Below are 21,145 nucleotides of genomic sequence, written 5' to 3' on the forward strand. Positions count from 1 at the left end.
GTTTCTTTTTTGTACAAAACGAGATCAATGAAATTTATCACTCATCTTACCATTCTTTTTTTTATCCCTTTATCCGGTCAAGCTCAGCAGAAAACTGACTGGTTCAACCTTTCCTTCGTAGAGGGTGAAACAGCAGGAGCTGATGTCAGTGATGCTCTTAAACTTATTGGAGATAGCCCTCTAGATACAATCATAGTAGCAGTAATAGATGATGGAGTGGATATTTATCATGAAGACTTTGAAGGGAAAATCTGGACAAATATCGACGAGATTCCCGATAACGGTCTGGACGACGATGGAAACGGATACATTGATGATGTACACGGTTGGAATTATCTTGGGAATCCGAACGGGGAAAATATAAAATATGAAACGCTGGAATTAACCCGGCTCTACAGGCAGTATTCTAAGGAATTTGAACACAGAGAGGCTTCATCTATTTCTAAATCAGAAGATAAGGATTATAAGACTTACCTTCAATACAAAGAAGAGTTTGAGGAAGAGTTGACTGCAATCGAAACTCAGTTCTCAGAGTATGCCCAACTCGCAGCCTTATACAAGGGAGCTCAAGCCTTTTATTTCGAAGAAGTAGGTGGTGATACTTTTTCTATAGAAATATTAAACGGATGGAATCCTAGATCGCAAGATGGGGAGCAGGTTAAAAGCTTCCTGCTTTTAGCTGAGCGAGAAGGACTCAGCGAATACCTCGAAGAGGGAGCTGAGTATTTTGAGAACTTTCTAGAGTATAATTTGAACATTGACTTTGATCCCAGGCCTTTGGTAAATGAAGAGGAACTTCCCATTGGATATGGAAACCAGATGGTATGGGCTGAAGATCCATCACATGGTACGCATGTAGCCGGAATAATCGCAGCCGTTCGATCCAATGGAAAAGGTATTGACGGTATTGCTCCAAATGCCATCATTATGCCTTTACGAGCGGTGCCGGGTGGCGATGAGCGTGACAAGGATATTGCTTTGGCTATTCGCTACGCTGTTGATAACGGTGCGAAGATTATCAACATGAGTTTCGGAAAAGCATACTCTCCGCAAGCCGAGCTTGTTTTTGATGCCATTAAGTATGCGGCAAAAAATGATGTTTTATTGGTTCATGCTGCTGGCAACGATGCTTCGGACAATGATGAAGTTCTGAACTACCCTGACGGAACACTGGGTAAGTCTAAAAGCGCCAAAAACCTTCTGACTGTCGCAGCAGGAAGTTCTGATCCTGATGCCTCATTTTTAGCTGACTTTTCGAATTATGGCAAAAAGTCGGTAGACATTATTGCTCCGGGAGTTGAGATAAATAGCTTGGCACCCGATAATCAAACGGCGTCTCAGTCAGGTACCAGTATGGCCGCTCCCGTTGTATCAGGAGTCGCCGCACTTGTTTGGGGTTTAGATCCCGACTTGTCAGCCGTAAAACTAAAGCGTCTGTTGGTCAATTCTGCAAATGATCTGGAAGACTTGATGATAGTAGTGGAGGGTAAAACTTTACCACTCGGAGATTTCTTGAGAAATCCCGCAGTTGTTTCCGCTGAAGGCGCTGTGGAAGAACTCCTAGACTAGTCATGGTATAGTAATTCCGGTATCTTAGACGAAAGTTTCGTACCTTAAGCGACTGATTGCGAGTCAATGTTTCGTTTAAAGCCTACCATACTAGCCCTAGTCGTGCTCTTTTCGGCCTTTTCAGGCCAAGCACAATCGGGTATGGACGAGAAGTCCGGAGCGATGAATGACTTCTTCGGTTTTGATGGGTTGAGGCTCAATAATCCCGAATTACTTTACAATCAACGATTCCTAAGAGACTCTACCTATTTTTACGAGAAACAAGATACAGACGCTGATTTTCTTTTGGCTAGGAAGATTGGTTTTGATTATGATAATCAAGGTCGACTCTTAGTTGAAAATGAGTTTGAGAATAAATCAGGTACTTGGAGTAAATCATCAAAGCGAATTTTCAATTACAATAGCGATGGACTTGTTGAATACAGCGTAGTTAAAACGTGGAATGCCACCATAGAAGAATTTGAAAATGACCAAAGAACCTTTCTCTTCAGAAATTACTTAGGCTTGATATCTGAAGAGATTGTTGAGCTTCACGGGGGCATTGACTGGATGTTGCACTCAAAGCGAGAATATCAGTACAACGATCATAACAAGATATCTGAAGAATTAAGTTTTGAATGGCTAGCTGAGCAAATGGCTTGGGAACCGCAAAGAAGGAAGCTATACGAATATAACGAGAATAAAGAACTGAGTTCAGAGGTATATCAAGTTTGGGTTGACACTTTGGGAGCTTGGGTAAATACCTCTTTGCGCGATTACGAATACAATGACGAAAATCAACTTGTAAATCTTTCGCAAAGTACTTGGAATAAAAATTTGGGTCAGTGGATAGAACAGTCTTTTCAGGCACTTTCTTATACTTCTCTCGGCCAAATTGAGAACTCGAACTCCTATAATTCTCTTGATCCGGACGGAGATGCTCAGGCCAGTGTTGAAGTAACCTATGACGAAAACGGCAATCTGGATTTGACACTTTTTAAAGAGTGGAATTCCGAAGAGAACGCATGGAATACTTATGAAAAACATGAGCATTTTTGGAACGAGTACCTTATCGGAAATTTAGATTATTCCAATAAAAATATTGAGTGCTTTTATGCAAACCCCCATACAATCGGATTGCCTTGGTATTGCAATAGCCTCCTCAAAGATGAAACGTATACCTTGTCGGTATTTGATCACAACGGAGGCTTGCATCACTCTCAACAATTTCGAGGAGGAGATACATTCAGATTGACTAAAAGTCTGAACAATGGCCTCTACATGATTGTCATTACAGGAGGGCTCACCATCCATACCGAAAAGGTTATAATCAGAAATTAGATCACTTCACCTCTAGCCCTATTTATAATTGTAATTTTAGGACTGGAAATTCTATGGAATCTATTACCGAAACTAAGACTGGCGAAAGCACAACTGCTCCAAAGCCATTATCAATGCGTTTTTTGGAAGTAAGAAACAGAACCTACGAAATCTGTAAACCGCTTAAAACCGAAGACTACCCTGTTCAGCCCGTTACGGATGTATCGCCGCCAAAGTGGCATTTGGCCCACACTACTTGGTTTTTTGAGACATTCGCTCTGAAGGAGTTTGATCCGAATTACCAAGAGTTTGATCCGACTTTCGGATTTCATTTCAACAGCTATTACAACAATGTTGGGGAACGTGTACAGCGTTCAAATAGAGGGGCGATGACACGACCTGAGACTGCCCGAATCTTTGAGTATCGCAAATACGTCAATGAAAAGCTGATTGATTTGCTCAGTACAGCAAGAAACAGTAAGAATCTGTACGACGTCATTGAGCTTGGACTACAGCATGAAATGCAGCATCAGGAACTATTGCTCACGGATATTAAATACATTTTAGGGCACCAACCGTTTTTCCCATGTTACCGTGTAGATTCATATATAGATCGGCAACTAGCCGATGTGAACTTTGATTGGGTCAAAATTGAATCTGGATTAAAGCCCATTGGATACGAGGGAGATGGGTTTTTCTTTGACAATGAGAAAGGAAGTCATCAAGTTTATTTGGAAGAATTCAGTATTGCCAATAGGCCTATTACCTTCGGCGAGTACATCGAATTCATCGAATCCGGAGGCTATCAGGACTTTAATCTTTGGCATTCCGATGCATGGGAATTCATAGACCAAAATGGAATAGTCGCACCATTATTCGTCCACAAAATTGATGGAGAATGGCAGCGCTATACCTTGTCGGGATTGCAAAAGATCAAGGGAGATGAGATTCTCGTTCATGTTAGTTACTACGAAGCTGCTGCATTCGCTCAATGGAAAGGTTTTCGACTCCCCACTGAGTTTGAGTGGGAGGTAGCCTCTGAAAAGTTTAACTGGGGTCAGTGTTGGGAATGGACCAATAGTGCTTATCTACCCTATCCGCGTTTTGCCAAAGCTCCGGGAGCATTGGGAGAGTACAACGGCAAATTCATGATCAACCAAATGGTATTGCGCGGTGCATCAGGAGCTACAGCTCCCGGTCATAGCCGAAAAACGTATCGAAATTTCTTTCACCCTCACTTACAATGGCAATTCGCCGGTATTCGTCTAGCAAAATAATATGGGATTAGCAGAAGATGTGGCCGCAGGCCTATCGTCCGAGGTTAAGTATTTACTTTCAAAATACTTTTATGATGCAGAGGGAGATCAGCTCTTTCAGCAGATTATGAAAATGCCCGAGTACTACTTAACTGATTGTGAGTATGAAATATTCTCGACCCGTGGTGCTGACATTTTGAAGGCATTCTCAAAAGATTCGAAGCCGTTTGATTTACTGGAGTTTGGAGCAGGAGATGGCACCAAAACCAGGATTCTGCTAAAGCGTCTCCTAGAAAACGGGGCAGATTTTCGCTATGTACCGATCGATATTTCAAAAGATGTCTTAGAAAACCTAAAAAAGGACCTTTCGGAAGAGTTTCCTCAATTGACAGTTCGACCTGAAAATGCGGACTATTTCTCAGCATTGGATAATGTGCGATTAGAATCAGATCGACCAAAGCTTGTACTTTTTATCGGGTCGAGTATTGGCAATTTTCGAGAAGAAGTCATCCATCGCTTTATGGCAGAGCTTTATAAAAAGCTAAATTCGGGTGATGAGGTGCTACTTGGTTATGACCTGATGAAGAATCCACAGACCATTCTTCGCGCATACAATGATCCTACGGGAATTACCAAAGCTTTTAATCTCAATATTCTGAGAAGAATTAACCGTGAATTGGGTGCAGATTTTAACATTGAAGCATTCGAGCACTATCCTTATTACGACCCCGAGACGGGATTGGCAAAAAGCTATCTGGTCAGTCTGAAACAGCAGATAGTTAAGGTTGATAGGCTAGATCAAACCTTTCAGTTTGAAGTGGGAGAGGTGATTCACACCGAAATCAGTCGTAAGTTTAGGGTAGAGGATATAGAGACTTATTTTGAGAAAGCGGGATTCGACGTTGTCGAACATTTCTACGATTGCAAGCATTACTTTGTAGACACTCTAGTAAAGAAACCATGAAAGTTCAAGCCAAATTCAAAGGACAAATTATAGCTGAAAGCGAAAACACAAAGCAACTGGAAGGGAACCATTACTTTCCTGTCTCTGATGTCAAAAAGGAGTTCCTTAAAACTTCCGATACAGAAACTGTGTGTCATTGGAAAGGCACCGCATCCTACTACAGCATTGATGTAAATGGTGAAATAGGATCTGATGCTGCGTGGTATTACCCCGAGCCGAAAGACGCTGCAAAAGCCATCAAAGATCACATTGCTTTTTGGAGAGGCGTGGAAGTGAGCGAAGTTTAATTTTTCGGCGCAAGCCCTAGTTTCTCTCCTTCTTTCAGCATGAATTGCCGAGCTTCCTCGGGATCATTGGAAATTTCTCCTTCCAAGATAGCCTCCTTGATGCTATTCTTTATGATCCCTACTTCTCTCGACGGCTTTATGCCAAAAAAGCTCATAATCTCATCCCCTGAAATAGGTGGCTGCCAATTGCGCACCTTGTCTTTTTCTTCTACTTCTATCAAGCGCTCTTTTACCCGTTCGTAATTAGACAGGTACTTTCTGACTTTCTTCTCATTTTTAGAAGTGATGTCAGATTTACAGAGGATCATCAAGTCGTCAATGTCGTCTCCTGCATCAAAGAGTAGTCTGCGAATAGCTGAGTCTGTTGCTTCTTCTTTGGTAAGTGCAATAGGGCGTAAGTGCAGTGCAACCATCTTCTGCACGTATTTCAATTGATGATCCAATGGAAGTTTGAGCCGTTTGAAAATTTTTGGAGCCATTCGAGCGCCTTTGTCCTCATGTCCGTGAAAGGTCCAGCCTATTCCCTGGTGAAAACGCTTCGTAGGTGGTTTAGCAATATCGTGAAGGATGGCACTCCATCTAAGCCAGAGATTATCCGATTCAGCAGCTACATTGTCCAACACCTCGAGTGTGTGGTAAAAATTATCCTTATGGCGGATTCCATTTTGCTCTTCAACTCCTTGAAGGCTGACTAGCTCAGGAAAAAACTCATTCAATAGTCCCGTTTTGAATAGCAGCTTAAAACCAATTGATGGCTTCTTCGCCATGATGATCTTATTCAATTCTACGCTTATCCTTTCTGCACTAACAATTTCAATACGCTGCTTCATTTCACTTATCGCAGCAAGAGAACTTTTTTCAATCGTAAATCCTAGCTGAGTGGCGAAACGAATGGCCCTCATCATTCGCAAAGGGTCATCGCTAAAAGTGGTGTGCGGGTCGGTCGGGGTACGGATAATACCTGATTTCAAATCAGCGACCCCATTGAATGGATCAGATAGTTCACCTCGATCGTAATTATTCAGGCTAATGGCCAATGCGTTGATGGAAAAATCTCGACGCAGTTGATCGTCGCGCAAGGTTCCGGGCTCAACTTCAGGCTTCCTCGAATCTCTTACGTAGCTTTCTTTCCTTGCTCCAACGAATTCCAAATCCCACTCTTCAAATTTGAGCATTGCAGTCCCAAAGTTTTTAAAAACCTTGACGGGTTGGTTGTCCAATTTTTTGCTCACACACTGAGCGAAGTCAATGCCATTTCCGACGGTTACCACATCCAAGTCTTTGACTTCCCGACCCAATAGGAGGTCTCGAACGAAACCACCAATGACGTACGCCTCAGTTCCTGTTTCGTCAGCAACTTCCGACAGCGTCTTGAATATCGGCATATCCAAGATTACTTTGTGGTCATTAAAATCCATTTTGGTCAGGGTCGAATGATTTTCACTTCCCCGTCCAGGCTCAGCTTGACAATGGGAATCTGCTTTTTGTCCTTGAATTTTGAAAGGGTGGGCAAATTTAGAAGATAATCTACCTCTTCCAAGAGCGAATTTTCAGCATCTTCAGGTTTATCGACAGCTAAACCTGATGCATCGAGCAAAGCGGTGCAGGCAACGGGACCATTTACCATTTGAACTAGCTTTCTTTCTGCTGGATCTTTTACCAATCTAATGGCAATGCTGCCATCGGCTGCCAAAGCTTGTTTATCCACATTTCTTCCTCCTGGTAAGATCAAAATCAAATCGCCATCGCTTGTGTCCAGTATATCCCAAGCTATCGAGGGAATATCGGTAACCAATCGATTTAACCGAGCATCACTTTCCACTAAAACAGTAAATCCACTTTCTGCGCCGCGATTTTTCAAACTACGCAATGTTTTTAAAGCATCGTTGTTTCGGGCGTGACACAACAGGCTCCATCCGGCCGAAGTTGGAGCAACGAGAAGGTTTCCTTCTACTATTTTAAGATGGCCATTATCTTGATTTATTTTTTCCAACCTTCAAGATTTCAGAAGTATCAATAGTATAAGCACATTTAAAATGTCCTTTCGGACAGGCTTTTTTTCCGTGTAAGCCACATGGCCTGCAATCCAGACTTTCTTGTGTCTCAACTACGAATGCTTTCTCTCCGATTGGTCCAAAGCCAAATTGTGGAATAGTACTGCAGAAAACAGCAGTAACAGGGGCATTCACGGCAGAAGCGATATGAAGCGGGGCAGAATCATTGACGAAGTTCATTCTCGCATCTTTCATCAAAGCTGCGGATTGTAAAAAGGTGAGTTCACCTGCTAAAATGCGAATATTGCCGTGAACGGACTTTTGCTGAATCTCGGCACAGGTATCTAAATCACCGGGAGCTCCAAGGAGGTAAACCGGGGTATCGTGATTTATTCGATCAATCATTTCAACCCATTTCTCAGCAGGAAACTGCTTGGTGAACCAAACCGATCCGGGAGCTACGCAGTAATAGGCGCCGTTTCGTTTTAGCGGGGCAATTTTGTCGAAATCAGTCTGAGAAGGGTAGAGGACAGGCGGTTGAAAAGAACTGTCTGTCAATTCCTCGATCAAACTCAAGTTTCTTTGGACTTCATGCATTTTCTGGTCAATGACATGAGGGAATTTATGAGTGAAGGCGAAAGAAAATGGATTTTTGGCAAATCCTATTTTAACTTTTGCTTTGGACGAGGTCGTAAGTAATCCCGATGAGGCAAAGCGCTGAAGGTTGATCAAGAGATCGTACTTATTTCTTCGCACCTCGCGTCCTAGCTTAGCCAGACTATTGTATTTGGATTTCTTTTTATCCCAAATCAAGACCCGGTTGATTTTGGGGTGGTCTTTTAGTAATCCTTCATTTCCCTTTCTCAAAAGAAAATCAATTTCTGCCTTCGGATAAAAATTTTTGAGCTTCTCGATGAGCGGAGTAGCCAAAATCACATCGCCAATAAAGGCCGTTTGTATGATGAGAATTCTCTTCATAAACAGACTAGACGGCTACTTGATACTCACGAAGAGCATCGTTTAATGAAGTTTTTAAATCGGTTCCTGCATTTCTCTGACCAATGATCAGTGCACACGGTACTTGATAATCTCCGGCAGGAAATGTCTTCGTATAACTTCCGGGTATCACAACGGATCTCTCAGGAACTTCACCTTTAAAAGTGACAGCTTCATCGCCTGTTACGTCGATGATGTGTGTGCTTTTTGTCAATACAACGTTCGCACCGAGCACTGCCCCTTTTCCCACTCTCACACCTTCTACGACTATGCTGCGTGACCCTATGAATGCTCCGTCTTCAATAATCACGGGAGATGCCTGAAGTGGCTCCAGTACACCACCGATCCCAACTCCTCCGCTCAAATGGACATTTTTGCCTATCTGTGCACAGCTTCCAACAGTGGCCCATGTGTCTACCATGGTGTTTTCGTCTACGTAGGCTCCAATGTTGACATAGGAGGGCATCATCACTACGCCACGCGCTAAAAAAGCTCCGTATCTCGCAATAGCATGCGGAACAACTCGAACACCTTTTTCTTTGTAGTTCGACTTGAGCCGCATCTTATCGTGAAACTCAAAAGGACCGACTTCGATGGTATGCATTTCCCGCATGGGAAAATACAGAACCACTGCTTTCTTGACCCATTCGTTCACAGCCCAACCATCGTCTGAAGGAGCTGCACAGCGGAGCTCTCCCAGGTCAATTTTTTCAATGACTTCTTCAATCGCTTGGCGATGAGAAGGGTTATTTATCAGACTTCGATCGTTCCAGGCTTCTTCAATAAGAGACTCTAAATCCATGGTGCTTTCTTGAGGGTGGACAAAGATAAGATATCCTGAAAGCTTCAGGAGGTTTAGATGTCACTGAGCCTGTGTCCTTGATGTTATTTTTTTACAACGAGTAAAGTTCCATACTGAGCACCGTTGTGAGTAATCGTCAAAATATAATTCCCGTTTGGCAAATCGCTCACGTCGAAAGTGGACAACTCCGAGTTCACGATTTGCTCTTTGAGCAATCGACCATTCACATCGTAAAGTGCCATTTGGCCTGAGCCAAGAGCAAAGATTATTTGTACTACATCTCGCGCGGGATTTGGCCATATGGCAATTGACTCTTCAGCTGCATCAGTTACCGATAAGGTAGAAGAGCATCCGGAAGCCAATCCATCAAAGAATTCATAAGTCGCGAAGAGGGCAGGTTCAACACATCCTCCGTGATTGGCTCCAGGTAGTACATTTTCAGAAGCTACATCCTCGGCGCCATTATCGTTCATGATTTGATCGGTGGTGGTACTATTGGTGAAAGCTACCTGCTCGTCCCCATCGCAATAAAACATGCGCAGCGGCATTTCGGGAGACCAGTCGAATAGATCATTGTCTTCAAGTGCTACTCTGAGCGGATGATTCGGGTTGGTCTCAAAATTAGTCAGTACTGAATCTCTTAGCAGTTCGTCGATATTTCCGGGAAGAAGCGCATTGACTACCGTCATTTCAAATTCGTCTTGCTCACCGTCAAAATAAGGTGCTACGAGGTCGGCATAAGGTTCTTGAACGATGTCGCTTAATTCAGTGTAAAGGTTTCCGTAAACGCTGTTGTAACCAACTAAGAGATAAATGATGTAACCGGGGTTAGAATAGGGCTCTCCGCTCAAAATAACTTCAGATTGAGAGCCAGACATATTATATGGGCCGCTCAATGGTGCACCTGCTACAATGCCTAGTTCATCCACCAGATCATTCTCTTGTGCATACTTAAGGGCCGCCATTGATGCATGGCCTCCTTGTGAATAGCCGGTGATGAATACCTCTCCATTGTCTTGCATATCCGATGTTCCCAAGAATTCTCTCACAGCGCTGATTAAATCTATGGTAGCCGTTGCTTGAGATTCCGCGTGAACATAGGGGTGAACACCTTCATCAACCCCTAATCCCAAATAATCAGGAGCAATTCCAATATATCCCGCTGATGATAGCACGGTAACTACCAAGCTCTCGAAGTTGCGCTCAGACGGCACATCATAACGTTTGAGAACGGTACCGTGACAATAAGCCACCATAGGGAAAGAATTGCATGAGCCGGATACGGGCAGGGTAAAGGCTCCTGATGCGATAGTAGGTTCTCCATCAGTATCTGTAGTAGTATATGTTATTCGGTAGAAATCTACCGCATATTCGACAGGAAGGGGGAAGCCAAGGAAGCTGATTAAAGCGGTGTTGTAGTTAAATACCAGTTCAGCTGAAACGAGTTCTTGAGCCTTAGCGGAATTGAAGCTGATCAGTGCTGCTAAGATTGCCAATATCATGTAGATTCTTTTCATCTTTTTTAATTTTTGCGAGTGTGAATTTAGGTCTTTCAATCCTATTACTTTTGTGCAGTGCCTCGAATACTTTCTATTGATTACGGAACAAAGCGTTGCGGTATTGCCGAAACCGATGATATGCAGATAATTGCCAGTGCATTAGAAACCATTGAGCGCCGACAATTGTTCCCTTTCCTTGATAAATACTTCAAATTTCGTGAAGTCAATGAAGTGGTAGTCGGACAGCCTTTTAAAATGACGGGAGAACTGAATGAGTTGGAAGATGAAATTCAGAAGTTTTTGCACACATTTACGCAGCGGTATCCTAAAGTTAAAGTTCACAGACTGAATGAGGCATTTACTTCAAAGATGGCATTGGAGTCGATGATCGCAGCAGGGAGCAAAAAAAAAGACAGACGAAAGAAGGAAAATATCGATAAGATTGCCGCAACCATTATCTTGCAAGAGTTTTTAGAAAATAGAAGAAATCAACGATTAACATGAGCGAAAAGGAAAAAGAAGATAAAAAGAAAGATCCCGGTCTTTCTAAATTAATTGAAGATCAATATGTCAAAGACCGCAAAGTATTTCTTTGGGGTGGGGTAGATGATGATTCTGCGAAGCATGTCATTGACCGTTTGCTTTACTTAGATGCCAAGCATCCGGGTAAGGATATAACATTGATCATCAACAGTCCGGGTGGATATGTCACTTCGGGTTTTGCCATTTACGATACTATGAAAACCCTCAAGAGTCCTGTTAGCACCGTGTGCATGGGACTAGCTGCTTCAATGGGAAGTATTTTGCTTTCTGCAGGTGAAAAGGGAAAAAGATTCATTTACCCGATGGCCAAGGTGATGATTCACCAGCCTAGTGGTGGGGCAAGAGGTCAATCTACTGATATTGAAATTCAAGCCAATGAGATTTTGAAAACGAAGCAAATCGGCGCTGAAATACTCGCTGAGAATTGCGGACAAACTGTAGAGAAAATCATGAAAGATTTTAACCGTGACTATTGGATGGATGCGGATGAGAGCCTTAAATACGGCATCGTAGATAAGGTTATGAAGTACTAGTATTTCGATATGTCAGAAATAAGGGGCGGCCTATGGTCGCTCTTTTTTTATTTAGAATGGATAACCGATGGCAAAATTCAGAATAAGGTTATCACTTACCCAAGAGTTATTCCATTTAATTCGGTCAAGCAACCACCTTTCGCCTTCTTCAAATGAGGGGTCGCGGAATGGCAGGGCAAAATCAAAACGAACGATAATAAAGTCAGCATCGATCCTAAGTCCTGCACCACCTGATACGGCCAACTCGTTCAAGAAGTCATTCCACTCAAACCGTCCACCCGGGCGATTGGAAGCTTCATTTATCAGCCAGACATTTCCGGCGTCGATGAACAGAGCGCCCTTGAGGTAACCGCCCAAGTCAAAACGAGATTCAGCATTCCATTCTAACATGATGTCTCCTGTTTGGTCAAAGTAACTATCGTCGGTATTCTCCTCATTTTTATAAGTACCCGGACCTACTTCTCTAGGTTGGAATCCTCTTAGTGAAGATGCACCTCCTACGAAAAATTGTTTGGCGAAAGGAAGGCTATTGGAATTGAGGTATGGGATGCCGACACCTAGGTTTTGACGAAAAACAAGCTGGGTATATTCTGCAACATCCAAGTATAGTCGAGCGTCAAGCTGGGTTCTGGCATACTGTGCAAAAGGTACTCCGACAACAACATATTGTCCGTCTTCATTAACTTCAGAATTGGACCAATTATAGGCACCATAAAGTAGGTTTCCGGAAGACTCGAGGCTTCCGCCGATAAAGTAATTTACTACACCCCCTTTCCTTTCAGGACTATACGTAATGCTGTAGCTAGGGCCAAATATCAGCTGGTCGTTGAAACTTTCTCTATCAAGCACACCTTGTTCGAATAAATCTTCAAGACGTTGCGATGATTCCAGCAGCCTCACATAGTCTAAACGAATTAGTTTAAGATCATGAAAGGTGGTTTTATTGGTCAGCCACTCATAACCAAAGCTAGCTCCAAAACTACTCTGGGCGTAATAGTCGGGTTGATTGAATAGGCGATAGGATAAGCTATATTTAGTCTTGGGTACATTTCCTGTAAGTTTCCTTGATTTTATCGGGCCCGAAACACGAGGTACAAGTAAATCAGCCGAAAGATCAATTTCATAAGAGGTCAAACCCTTTCTTGATCCTGTGAGCTGTTGTTCATATCGCCCCGTAGCACTCAATCTCAATTGTTCGGCACCTCTGAATAAGTTTCGGTTGGTGTAGCGCAGTTGTAGGCCAGGCCCGGTAAAATTAGTAGATGTAGTCGTAAGCACCACTTGTGAACGGAGGGAATGCTTTGGCCTTGGTGAAGTGATAATATTAGCCCTCAGCAAGTTTTTCCCGTCTATAGTATCGGTAGTAAAGCTAAGACTTACATAATTAAAAATATCGAGCTTGTTGAGGTGTTCCAAGGTGAGGGCTTCATGTCTCTTGTTGTAAATTTCGCCGGGCTCCATAATGATGAATGGCCTTAGCTTTTCGGGTTTTATAAAGAGCTTTTCCTTGTCAATGATTGCCCTGAGACTATCTCCAATGATTTCTGTGTTTTCAGAGTCCACTGCCAAATTGATTGTTATGGAGTCAATTCTGAATTTTTCAATGGCCGCCTTTGGGGTATTGTCTTTTAAGTCCAGGCTAAGCCTTACGTGTCTGTTCTCATAACTGCTATCTGCGAGGTAGTACAGAAGCGATGGAGAAAAGTAGAAGTATCCCTCTTCCTTTAACTTTTCAGAGATGACTTCGCGCTGTGTTACAATACTACTTTTCTTGAATAGATCCCCTTCTTTAACGATAGGTTTCTCTTGGTAGACTCTACGAAGTTCGTCACTCCAAGGATGTGGCTTTGAAGAAATTTGTAGGGTATCGAAATAGTATGGCTGTTTTGGTTCAATTCGATAGACGACAGAGGCCCTGCGCTTTGTGGTATCAACCCTCTCTTCAACATGAGCATTAAAGAAACCTGCTGCTTTCATACGTGATTCTATGACTTCTCGGTTCTCACCAATTTTCACCTCTTGCAGTAAGGAGGGGTTGTTTCCAAGTCGGTATTTGATGAAATACTTGAGCCCTTTGTCGCCTGGTACAGAGTCAACTTGATAATATATCCAAGTCCCAGGTCGACTTAAGAAAAATCTTCTGGTGGCCTCGGGTTCTAAACCTGACAGGATCGAGTTTCTTACATCTTTAGGAATTTCAGTTTCTGCGTCTGCGTATTCTACTTCAAAACCTTCAAAGAATTTTTCGCCAGGTTTCAAGTACTTATTTGCCGAACAGGATGCCAGAAGTATCAAAAAGACCATATTTCTAAAAACTTTCAACACTATTCCTCTATCTCATTTTGCTCATTCGTATTCTGTGAGTCCTCTTCAGGTTGCCTAAAAATATATCTGAATCGATCAAAATCTTTTTGAAAGACGAAGCCTCCACCTGATCGGGTAATTCTTCCAATCACGATATCCTCCAAATCGGTTTTACTAAAAACCAGCAATCGATAGCGGCCATCGGGAGTGAGTTTGTATTCTACCTCAATATTGGTCATAAACTGTTGTTGAGAGGATTGGGCAGACCCCGAATTACCATCTTCAATGGCCACAGTGCTTCCTACTTTTACTATGATTCGATCATCCGCAAATGATTTAGCCAGGTTAACACTCAAATCAGTGTTCCCCTGTCCTGTGGCTCCCCCGTAGGAGTACATGTCGAAGTTTATATCTACCCCTTTCACATACTTATCCGAGAGACTGTTTAATTGATTTGTCAGAATCTGACTGGCGCTGTTCCGCGCTTGGTTCGCCAATACATTCGAGTCAGAACCTCCGTCCTGAGGTAGAAACGTACCAAGAATGAGAAGTGCAAACACCTGTTTGTTTAGCCGACTTTCGTTTTCTCTTAAGTCATTGAGTTTACCCTCCACAGAGCCACTCAGGGCGCCTTGTGCCTCTTCGGCCAAAATGATGTCAAAGGTAATCCGGGGTTCCAGCAGTTTTCCATCTACATTGAGCAATACCTCAAAAGGTAATTGTTGCTGAAATGCTTCATCATAAGAGGTAGAGCCATCTATCAACATTAGATTTGAAATACCCGCGCGGGTCTTGTATGAAGCAGTGATGTCAATATTGGCATTGGTAGGCTCTCCATTCCAAACCAATTTACTTCCCGGCATAAAGTCAAATTTTTTCTTTTGAATGTCGTAGAAAGTCATCTGATAGAAACCTTTCGTGACTTCATATACACCATTAAATCGAAGAGCGCCTGTTCGGTCATAGTCAATCCCTAGTTTTCCACTTCCCTGAATTTGCAAGTAATCACCTGCCGAAGAATCTACCACGACTTGAAAAATAGCTGATTTATCAATGGTCAACTCTCCTTTGATTTTTGGATTACTCGCAAAAATATTCCCTTCTAATCCCTGCTCTTCCTTTCTTCTGGTTAAGATCTCATTATCTGAGCTCTTTTCGAAATTAGTCCATATCAAAAGAGATTCGTCAAAGGCCTCCACCTCCGCCGAACCGGTTACGATGTAGCTGAAATATGTAGGTTCGTTGATTTTTACTTTGGCATCGACAATAGGAGCGGTCGGAGGGCCCGTTATACCCAGGTTTAAATCGGCAACCAGCTTTCCGTGGATAGGACTGATTGCCGTTTCAGCGATATCCACTAAGGTGAAGTCTTTGCTTTCAATCCTTAAATTCAATTGGGGATCGGTGAATTCCTTGTGTTCCACCGTTCCATCGATTGACAGGTTGCTACCATTCTTATCGGTGACGGTGAATTGACTGAACTTTAATCCTTTAGGAGTTATTTCTATTTGCTCATCCTTAACGGTATAACCTGCGTTGAGATCAGTAGGGCGAATGAGTGCATTTTTAAACCTTAAAAATCCGCTCAACTGTGGAGTGTCTGTGGTGCCCTCAATGGCTATATCTCCTGAGAGTGTTCCCGAAGCCTCATCGATATTATTTGCCACAAGCACTTCGAGTAGTTGTAGATCAAGTCGGTTGAGTTCAATATCGAGGTCCAGCGCTGACAGGGAGTCATTTTGTGGGAGTATGTCTCCGTCCAGCACCAGATCTATGTGATCTCCTTTAGTACTGATAAACGTTTTGAAATTGTTGTTTTCTTTCGAAGCCCTCCAGCTCAGTGTTCCGAAATCTGCTCCTGATATTTGGAAGGTTGTTATATCTCCTTCGCCTTCAAAAGTGCCGTCATTATTTAATGAGACCTGACCATTAATGATTCCATTAAAAACTTTCTCCTCTGTATTGAACATCCCCGTGAGCGCGTGCATAGGAAAGTTTTCTGCAATAATATTCAGCGGCGAATCGCTTTCCTCTTTTTCAAGTTGGATCACTCTTTCATCTCGGTAAAGTCTAAACTCTCGGAAAGTAATTCCATCTATGTTAGAATTTATCGCGCAAGAATCCTCGTAATACCATTGTTTGCCATTTAAAACCATGGTATCTGCAAACTGAAAAGTAAATCCATTTTTAAGGACGATCGAGTCTGCTACCAAATTTGCTCCAATCCTATAAAAGTTATCAGAAGTGTCGGGATTGATGGTAAGGAGCACCTTAGCACCTTTCTCAATTCTATCCAATTCAAACTTCAAATCATCCACACCCAAAGTATCGTAAGCCATCCTTTTAATAGAAAGTCTTCTTTCCATCACATCTCCGGCATCAGTGGTAGTAATGAGAAGACTATCGAGATCAAACGCACCATACTCTATTCCCGGAAATACCGCCTCAGCGAGAAGTTTATTGTCTTGAGTATTAAAAATAATGTTGGCCATGGAAGGCTTGAATTCACCAAGTTGGGGAAGAAATAATTCTCCAATTTCCGTTAAGTCGGAGATGGTGAGAGTTGCATTCCAGAAAGCTGTGCTGTCGTTTACAGCTTCACTTTCACCGCGTGCTATTGTTTCAGCAATCACCGATGTCAGCGAATCAATACTGCGATTTGATACAGAAGATAACTGTATAAAGCCCCCTTCAATATTGGCAGATGTCGAATCGTCGCCTGTATAAAACTCAGCTTTTAACGGCTCGAGTGGAAAGCGGTCTCCTTCCTTCACAAAAAGGATCTCGTCAATCAGGACATTTGCCATCGTCGAAAGGCTATCCTGTTTGAATGATGCCTTGAGGTCTATCTTTCCTCTGATGTCTTTCTCGGCATATCCGAGACCTTGCAAGTCTATTCCGCTTACGGTTCCCGATACCAGAGCATCGATTCCTGAACTGAAATCCAGTGTTCCTCCAAGCGAAGCTTTGGCAAATGTGTCTTCAATAGCAAATGCATACTGTATCTCATTGCCTAGCATATCGACATCCAGATCGAGTTGGGTGAATTCTTTTCCCCTGTAATTCAGCGTGTCAACTGAAAGATCGGCACATAGATGCAAGATTGAATCATTCAAGTTTTCTGATTCTACTAATACTGAAAAGTCCGTATTGAGCTCCTCAGATAGCTTCAAGTAATCTCCAATTCGAACTTGATCAGAATTCAAGGTCACGGCTATGCCCTGCTGGCTGTTTGACCAACCGTCGCCTGCTAAATCAATTCCCACTTCTCCGTAAGGGGTTTTCAATAAACCATTGGCTTTGGCTTTTCGGGAGTTGTACTTTCCACTGAGCTGCAAGTTCAGCGATGGTGGAATCTGTGCCGTGTCGACACCTAAGTAATTCGTGTAAGGGATGAGATCATTTTCTATAAGGTTCACCTCCAGGCGTTGAATGGACAGGTTCCCGGGCCAAAGACTGTCTCCTATAGAAGTTGCATTTCCAATTAGTTTTACAAAGCTGCTTCCTGTTTTCAGTCTTAAGTTTTCGAGGTCAATAGACTGCATGTTTCCTTTCGCTTCCATGTTGATGAAGATGTCACTCCCAGGTAAAGGAAGACTGTCCATTTCCATGATCGCGTAGATTTTTTCTATGTCTTTCGCGGCAATCCGAGTTTCGTTGATATCAATATCGAGAAGGTCAAACTTGAATTGGCTTAAAAACGCGTCGACATTTTTATAATCAATCTTAGCATGCATATTCAGGTTTGACTCTCCGTAAAATAGAGTTACTCCTTCCGCCTTTGCAGTTGAGTTGGTGAGGGCGAAATCACCCCGAAACTCTCTGAGGCCTTGGAAGTCATTGTAGCTTCCTGCCAATTCTTCAAGATTTATGGAATAACCGTTTGAACCCACTTCAATATCCTCAGCCGTGATAGCCAAATTAGAAAGGGTGTGCAACGTGTCGGCTCCCGTGAATGCCCTGACCTGAATATTTTCAAGAAAGATCTCTCCGACTAAAGCAGTTAAATCGGGAAAAAAGCTGTCGGTGTTACTTGGAGTATCCGCAGAATTTGGCTCAGCTGAAGTTTGAGTAGAATCTGTTGGAGGAAGTGGAATGTAAAAGCGGCTATTAGTAAGAGTAAATTCTTCGACCAGGTACTTGTTTTCGTTGAGGTCTATTTCATCTGTTTCCAGAAAGAGTTCACCTAAATCGAATTTGTAGGCAGGGTCGTCGCCCAATTTCAGCTCGACGATGGCATTCGAAATTTCCAATTCATCCAGGCCGATCCTCGGCAGCAGGTTGGAGGAAGAGGAGTCAGGACTTTCCTCCGTTGCGGTGATCTGAGCATACACTGCACTATTTTCTAATAGGATGCTCTCCGCTACGTAAGCTTGGTTTTCCAGATCCAATTCATCCATATCCAATTCAAAGTTCCCGAGATGGATATCGATGGAATCGCCTGTGGTACGGTCAGCGAAAATAAATCCCAATTCGGAGATGTTCAAATCACCGAGTGAAAAGCCCCAAGCGCTTGCGGTTGTATCCTGAGGTTCTGTTGGAGCTGCAGTGGTATCGCTGAAGCCATCGATGATAAAGTCGAAGTTGAAATCACTGCTTTTGTTGACGAATATTTTCCCTTCGATTCCGCTGAGATTAATCTCGTCCACACGGATTGTATTCGCGAAAAGCATGCGCCAACCCGGATAAATTTCGAGACTCTCTATGGAAGCAAGCTTGGAACCGTCAGGAGTTAGCAAGCTGATGTCTTCGAGACCTATGAAAAATGGCAACTTTAAATCGACGTGTCCGATGCTAAGATCACCACCCGTTTTTTCGTTGAAGAAGGAAGTTCCTTTATTTACGGCATATTGATGAACGGCAGGGACTTTCCAGATCACAAAAATCAGGATGAACAAAAAGATGAAAACAATAAGAATCCATTTAAATACCTTGGCGGTAATTCGTAAGGATTTCTTAAAGAATTCTTTCATTTAGTTTTGCTTCGATAATTGACTGGCAAATGACGAGCCAAAAAGTGGTGAAAAGTACGAACTTTTCAGGGGTTGCAAGGATTTTAGGCTTGGCACTCTTGGCTTTCTTCTGTGCCTTGTTTGTGCACTTGGCAAACCATGAATTTCTTGCGTCAGATAATCCTGAGGCACTTAGAGATGGCATCAGCGTCAGAACGGCTGATGACGCCTCTTATATCAGACCCGCTCTTAATTTTATCGAGACAGGAGTTTGGAAAGGAGCTAATCCGGGTCTCGGTGGTTATGTGCTTCGGTCTCCCGGATACGGGATGATCTATGGAGTTTTTTCCTACTTATCCGATGCGACGAATGGCCTTTGGGCGATGGTGTTGTTTCAGCTGATCTTATGGAGTTTGGCCGTGGGCGCTATTCCGTTTCTCGCTCGAAGTCTGGGATTTACAGAAAAGGTTTCTTGGTGGTTGGCCGTTTTCATTTCCCTTATGCCCATGTTTTATGGGTTTTTGAGCTATACACTCACTGAGGCATTAACTCCTTCATTGGTGGTCTTTTTCTACACATTTCTTTTCCTCGGAATCGAAAGGAATCGCAAGCTATTATTGGTCTCTGCCATAGCACTTGGATTTTTGATCCTGCTAAGACCAGCCATGATTCTGTTGGTTATTTCATACCTACCGTTTTATTCCTTATTGAAGAAAAGGCTGGTATCAGTTCTACTTATTTCACTGCTGCCGATTTTTCTATGGCAAGTTCGAGTCCACCGTTTTATCGGAAGATTCGACCTTCACCCAATCTATCAGACGGATGCTGCAGATCTGTACAGGCCACTTCACAAGGCTGCTTGGGGCTTTCATAAAATGACGGGGCAAACGGGAGTGGAGTTTCACCAATCAATGGGCATGTTGTGGCAAGCCGCTGAGGGAGCGATTTCGGAAGGTAAAGCCATCAATGGCACTATCGAGAAGCTTGACGGCTCCGTTCTTCAAACCTTCAGTCGCGATGAGCTGACGGAGTTTTATAGTCAATACATTGCCGTTTTGAGGCAGCAGGTTCCTTATCAACTGGCAAATCAGCCCATCAATCATTCTTTGACCGGCGAGGCAGACCTATCCAAAAGATTTGATTTGGTGAAAAAGGAGTATGTGTCGGACAATTTCACTCGAGCTTGGTTGGTTGGCCCCGCTACCGTTGTCAAAGAATTAACAGTTCACAGCAACTTGTCTCTGTACCTCTTCCAAAAGCCCCTACGAGGAAATGTCTTGATTGAATTGCTGAGATGGCTTTCACTCTTGGTTCATTTGTTCACTTACTTGTTGGCATTCGTTTTCCTTTTCAGGAAAAAGAGTTCATGGTACACCTCCATTTGGCTGCCGGCCATGCTTTTCTTTTTCTATCTCATATTTATTCAAAGAGGAATTGAAGAGCGGTACATGTTGCCTTATTTGATTCCACTATTTTTGTTAGCGATTCATACCGTTAATTCCCTTTTCCCCGGAAGGGTCAAGGGGATAATCAATCAAACGCCGTAAAGATTCCTACTATGAAAAGTATCGCTGTTTTTTGTGCCTCATCCAGAGGTGTTAATGATCTCTATTTTGATGCTGCAAAGAAGACGGGAGGTACAATTGCCTCCGAAGGTGTCAGGGTAGTTTTTGGTGGCTCAAAACTAGGCCTGATGGGCGCTGTAGCGGATGGTGCTTTGGAAAATGGGGGTGATGTGATCGGTGTTTTGCCCACCTTTATGCGCAAGAAAGAATTGGAGCATAAGGGCCTTACGGAATTGATTTTTGTGGAATCCATGCACGAGCGAAAGCTCAAAATGCACGATCTGAGCGATGGCGTGATCGCCTTGCCCGGAGGCTTTGGTACATTCGAAGAACTCTTTGAGATGTTGACATGGGCCCAGTTGGGGCTGCACACAAAGCCCATCGGAATTCTCAATGTAGCGGGCTATTACAACAAGCTCTTGGAAATGTTTGACCACATGGCCGAGGCAGGACTGCTCAGGGAATCATGCAAAGACATGGTTCTGGTAGCTGAAGAAATGCCCGAACTATTGACCAAAATGCGAAATTACGAAGCGCCTCCGTCGGCTTTAGAGATGCTAGAGGAGCAGACCTGATCTACTG

16 protein-coding genes are annotated in these 21,145 nt (G+C 43.1%); 9 read left to right on the forward strand and 7 right to left on the reverse strand.

Features of this window, described 5'->3' with window-relative positions; genetic code table 11:
- Positions 1–27 precede the first annotated feature (27 nt).
- The 5 genes from O3Q51_15015 to O3Q51_15035 all read left to right on the forward strand — a co-directional run bounded on the left by O3Q51_15015 (position 28) and on the right by O3Q51_15035 (position 5,375).
- The gene (locus tag O3Q51_15015) at positions 28–1,569 is read left to right on the forward strand and encodes a S8 family serine peptidase (GenBank protein MCZ4410132.1); all 1,542 of its coding nucleotides are present in this window, start codon (positions 28–30) and stop codon (positions 1,567–1,569) included.
- Between the two features lie 66 nt (positions 1,570–1,635).
- On the forward strand, positions 1,636–2,889 hold the full coding sequence (locus O3Q51_15020) for a hypothetical protein (protein MCZ4410133.1): 1,254 nt from the start codon (positions 1,636–1,638) through the stop codon (positions 2,887–2,889).
- Positions 2,890–2,942: 53 nt separating this feature from the next.
- Positions 2,943–4,145, forward strand: coding sequence for an ergothioneine biosynthesis protein EgtB (egtB, locus tag O3Q51_15025; protein MCZ4410134.1), 1,203 nt, complete (start codon positions 2,943–2,945; stop codon positions 4,143–4,145).
- 1 nt (position 4,146) lies between these two features.
- Positions 4,147–5,088: an L-histidine N(alpha)-methyltransferase gene (gene egtD / locus O3Q51_15030; GenBank protein MCZ4410135.1), complete on the forward strand. Its 942-nt coding sequence runs from the start codon at positions 4,147–4,149 to the stop codon at positions 5,086–5,088.
- The gene (locus O3Q51_15035; protein ID MCZ4410136.1) at positions 5,085–5,375 is read left to right on the forward strand and encodes a DUF427 domain-containing protein; all 291 of its coding nucleotides are present in this window, start codon (positions 5,085–5,087) and stop codon (positions 5,373–5,375) included. The genes egtD and O3Q51_15035 overlap by 4 nt, the downstream gene beginning before the upstream one ends.
- On the opposite strand, the gene O3Q51_15040 is transcribed toward O3Q51_15035, so the two are convergent.
- The 5 genes from O3Q51_15040 to O3Q51_15060 form a co-directional block, all read right to left on the reverse strand.
- Positions 5,372–6,793: an HD domain-containing protein gene (locus O3Q51_15040; protein ID MCZ4410137.1), complete on the reverse strand. Its 1,422-nt coding sequence runs from the start codon at positions 6,791–6,793 to the stop codon at positions 5,372–5,374. The two genes, O3Q51_15035 and O3Q51_15040, sit on opposite strands and share 4 nt — an antisense overlap.
- A 5-nt stretch (positions 6,794–6,798) precedes the next feature.
- Positions 6,799–7,368 (reverse strand): Sua5/YciO/YrdC/YwlC family protein, encoded by a 570-nt coding sequence (locus O3Q51_15045; protein MCZ4410138.1) that lies wholly within the window; start codon positions 7,366–7,368, stop codon positions 6,799–6,801.
- Complete coding sequence (locus O3Q51_15050; protein ID MCZ4410139.1) at positions 7,346–8,347, reverse strand: glycosyltransferase family 9 protein; 1,002 nt, start codon at positions 8,345–8,347, stop codon at positions 7,346–7,348. Before O3Q51_15050 ends, O3Q51_15045 begins: the two co-directional genes overlap by 23 nt.
- A 7-nt stretch (positions 8,348–8,354) precedes the next feature.
- On the reverse strand, positions 8,355–9,167 hold the full coding sequence (locus tag O3Q51_15055; GenBank protein ID MCZ4410140.1) for a 2,3,4,5-tetrahydropyridine-2,6-dicarboxylate N-succinyltransferase: 813 nt from the start codon (positions 9,165–9,167) through the stop codon (positions 8,355–8,357).
- A gap of 83 nt (positions 9,168–9,250) precedes the next feature.
- On the reverse strand, positions 9,251–10,684 hold the full coding sequence (locus tag O3Q51_15060) for an alpha/beta fold hydrolase (protein ID MCZ4410141.1): 1,434 nt from the start codon (positions 10,682–10,684) through the stop codon (positions 9,251–9,253).
- Between the two features lie 57 nt (positions 10,685–10,741).
- On the opposite strand from O3Q51_15060, the gene ruvX reads away from it, so the two are divergent.
- A complete protein-coding gene (gene ruvX, locus O3Q51_15065) occupies positions 10,742–11,170 on the forward strand; it encodes a Holliday junction resolvase RuvX (GenBank protein ID MCZ4410142.1) in 429 nt (142 codons plus the stop codon).
- Positions 11,167–11,742 carry an ATP-dependent Clp protease proteolytic subunit gene (locus O3Q51_15070; GenBank protein MCZ4410143.1) on the forward strand — a complete coding sequence of 192 codons (576 nt, stop codon included), beginning with the start codon at positions 11,167–11,169 and terminating at the stop codon, positions 11,740–11,742. Before ruvX ends, O3Q51_15070 begins: the two co-directional genes overlap by 4 nt.
- Positions 11,743–11,793: 51 nt before the next feature.
- On the opposite strand, the gene O3Q51_15075 is transcribed toward O3Q51_15070, so the two are convergent.
- Together O3Q51_15075 and O3Q51_15080 are read right to left on the reverse strand one after the other, a co-directional pair.
- Positions 11,794–14,001: a BamA/TamA family outer membrane protein gene (locus O3Q51_15075; GenBank protein ID MCZ4410144.1), complete on the reverse strand. Its 2,208-nt coding sequence runs from the start codon at positions 13,999–14,001 to the stop codon at positions 11,794–11,796.
- Between the two features lie 65 nt (positions 14,002–14,066).
- Complete coding sequence (locus O3Q51_15080; GenBank protein ID MCZ4410145.1) at positions 14,067–19,019, reverse strand: translocation/assembly module TamB domain-containing protein; 4,953 nt, start codon at positions 19,017–19,019, stop codon at positions 14,067–14,069.
- Between the two features lie 29 nt (positions 19,020–19,048).
- On the opposite strand from O3Q51_15080, the gene O3Q51_15085 reads away from it, so the two are divergent.
- The gene (locus O3Q51_15085; protein MCZ4410146.1) at positions 19,049–20,545 is read left to right on the forward strand and encodes a hypothetical protein; all 1,497 of its coding nucleotides are present in this window, start codon (positions 19,049–19,051) and stop codon (positions 20,543–20,545) included.
- Between the two features lie 11 nt (positions 20,546–20,556).
- Positions 20,557–21,138 carry a TIGR00730 family Rossman fold protein gene (locus O3Q51_15090; GenBank protein ID MCZ4410147.1) on the forward strand — a complete coding sequence of 194 codons (582 nt, stop codon included), beginning with the start codon at positions 20,557–20,559 and terminating at the stop codon, positions 21,136–21,138.
- The last annotated feature ends 7 nt before the right edge of the window (positions 21,139–21,145 follow it).

The organism is Cryomorphaceae bacterium 1068 (assembly GCA_027214385.1).
Taxonomy (GTDB): domain Bacteria; phylum Bacteroidota; class Bacteroidia; order Flavobacteriales_D; family Cryomorphaceae; genus JAKVAV01.

Excerpts from the sequence above, each read along its gene's own strand:
- O3Q51_15060 (MCZ4410141.1), bottom strand. The coding sequence starts at position 10,684 with ATGAAAAGAATCTACATGATATTGGCAATCTTAGCAGCACTGATCAGC.
- O3Q51_15070 (MCZ4410143.1), top strand. The coding sequence starts at position 11,167 with ATGAGCGAAAAGGAAAAAGAAGATAAAAAGAAAGATCCCGGTCTTTCT.
- O3Q51_15090 (MCZ4410147.1), top strand. The coding sequence starts at position 20,557 with ATGAAAAGTATCGCTGTTTTTTGTGCCTCATCCAGAGGTGTTAATGAT.
- egtB (MCZ4410134.1), top strand. The coding sequence starts at position 2,943 with ATGGAATCTATTACCGAAACTAAGACTGGCGAAAGCACAACTGCTCCA.
- O3Q51_15020 (MCZ4410133.1), top strand. The coding sequence starts at position 1,636 with ATGTTTCGTTTAAAGCCTACCATACTAGCCCTAGTCGTGCTCTTTTCG.
- O3Q51_15015 (MCZ4410132.1), top strand. The coding sequence starts at position 28 with ATGAAATTTATCACTCATCTTACCATTCTTTTTTTTATCCCTTTATCC.
- O3Q51_15085 (MCZ4410146.1), top strand. The coding sequence starts at position 19,049 with ATGACGAGCCAAAAAGTGGTGAAAAGTACGAACTTTTCAGGGGTTGCA.
- O3Q51_15080 (MCZ4410145.1), bottom strand. The coding sequence starts at position 19,019 with ATGAAAGAATTCTTTAAGAAATCCTTACGAATTACCGCCAAGGTATTT.
- O3Q51_15040 (MCZ4410137.1), bottom strand. The coding sequence starts at position 6,793 with ATGGATTTTAATGACCACAAAGTAATCTTGGATATGCCGATATTCAAG.
- O3Q51_15055 (MCZ4410140.1), bottom strand. The coding sequence starts at position 9,167 with ATGGATTTAGAGTCTCTTATTGAAGAAGCCTGGAACGATCGAAGTCTG.
- egtD (MCZ4410135.1), top strand. The coding sequence starts at position 4,147 with ATGGGATTAGCAGAAGATGTGGCCGCAGGCCTATCGTCCGAGGTTAAG.
- O3Q51_15035 (MCZ4410136.1), top strand. The coding sequence starts at position 5,085 with ATGAAAGTTCAAGCCAAATTCAAAGGACAAATTATAGCTGAAAGCGAA.
- O3Q51_15050 (MCZ4410139.1), bottom strand. The coding sequence starts at position 8,347 with ATGAAGAGAATTCTCATCATACAAACGGCCTTTATTGGCGATGTGATT.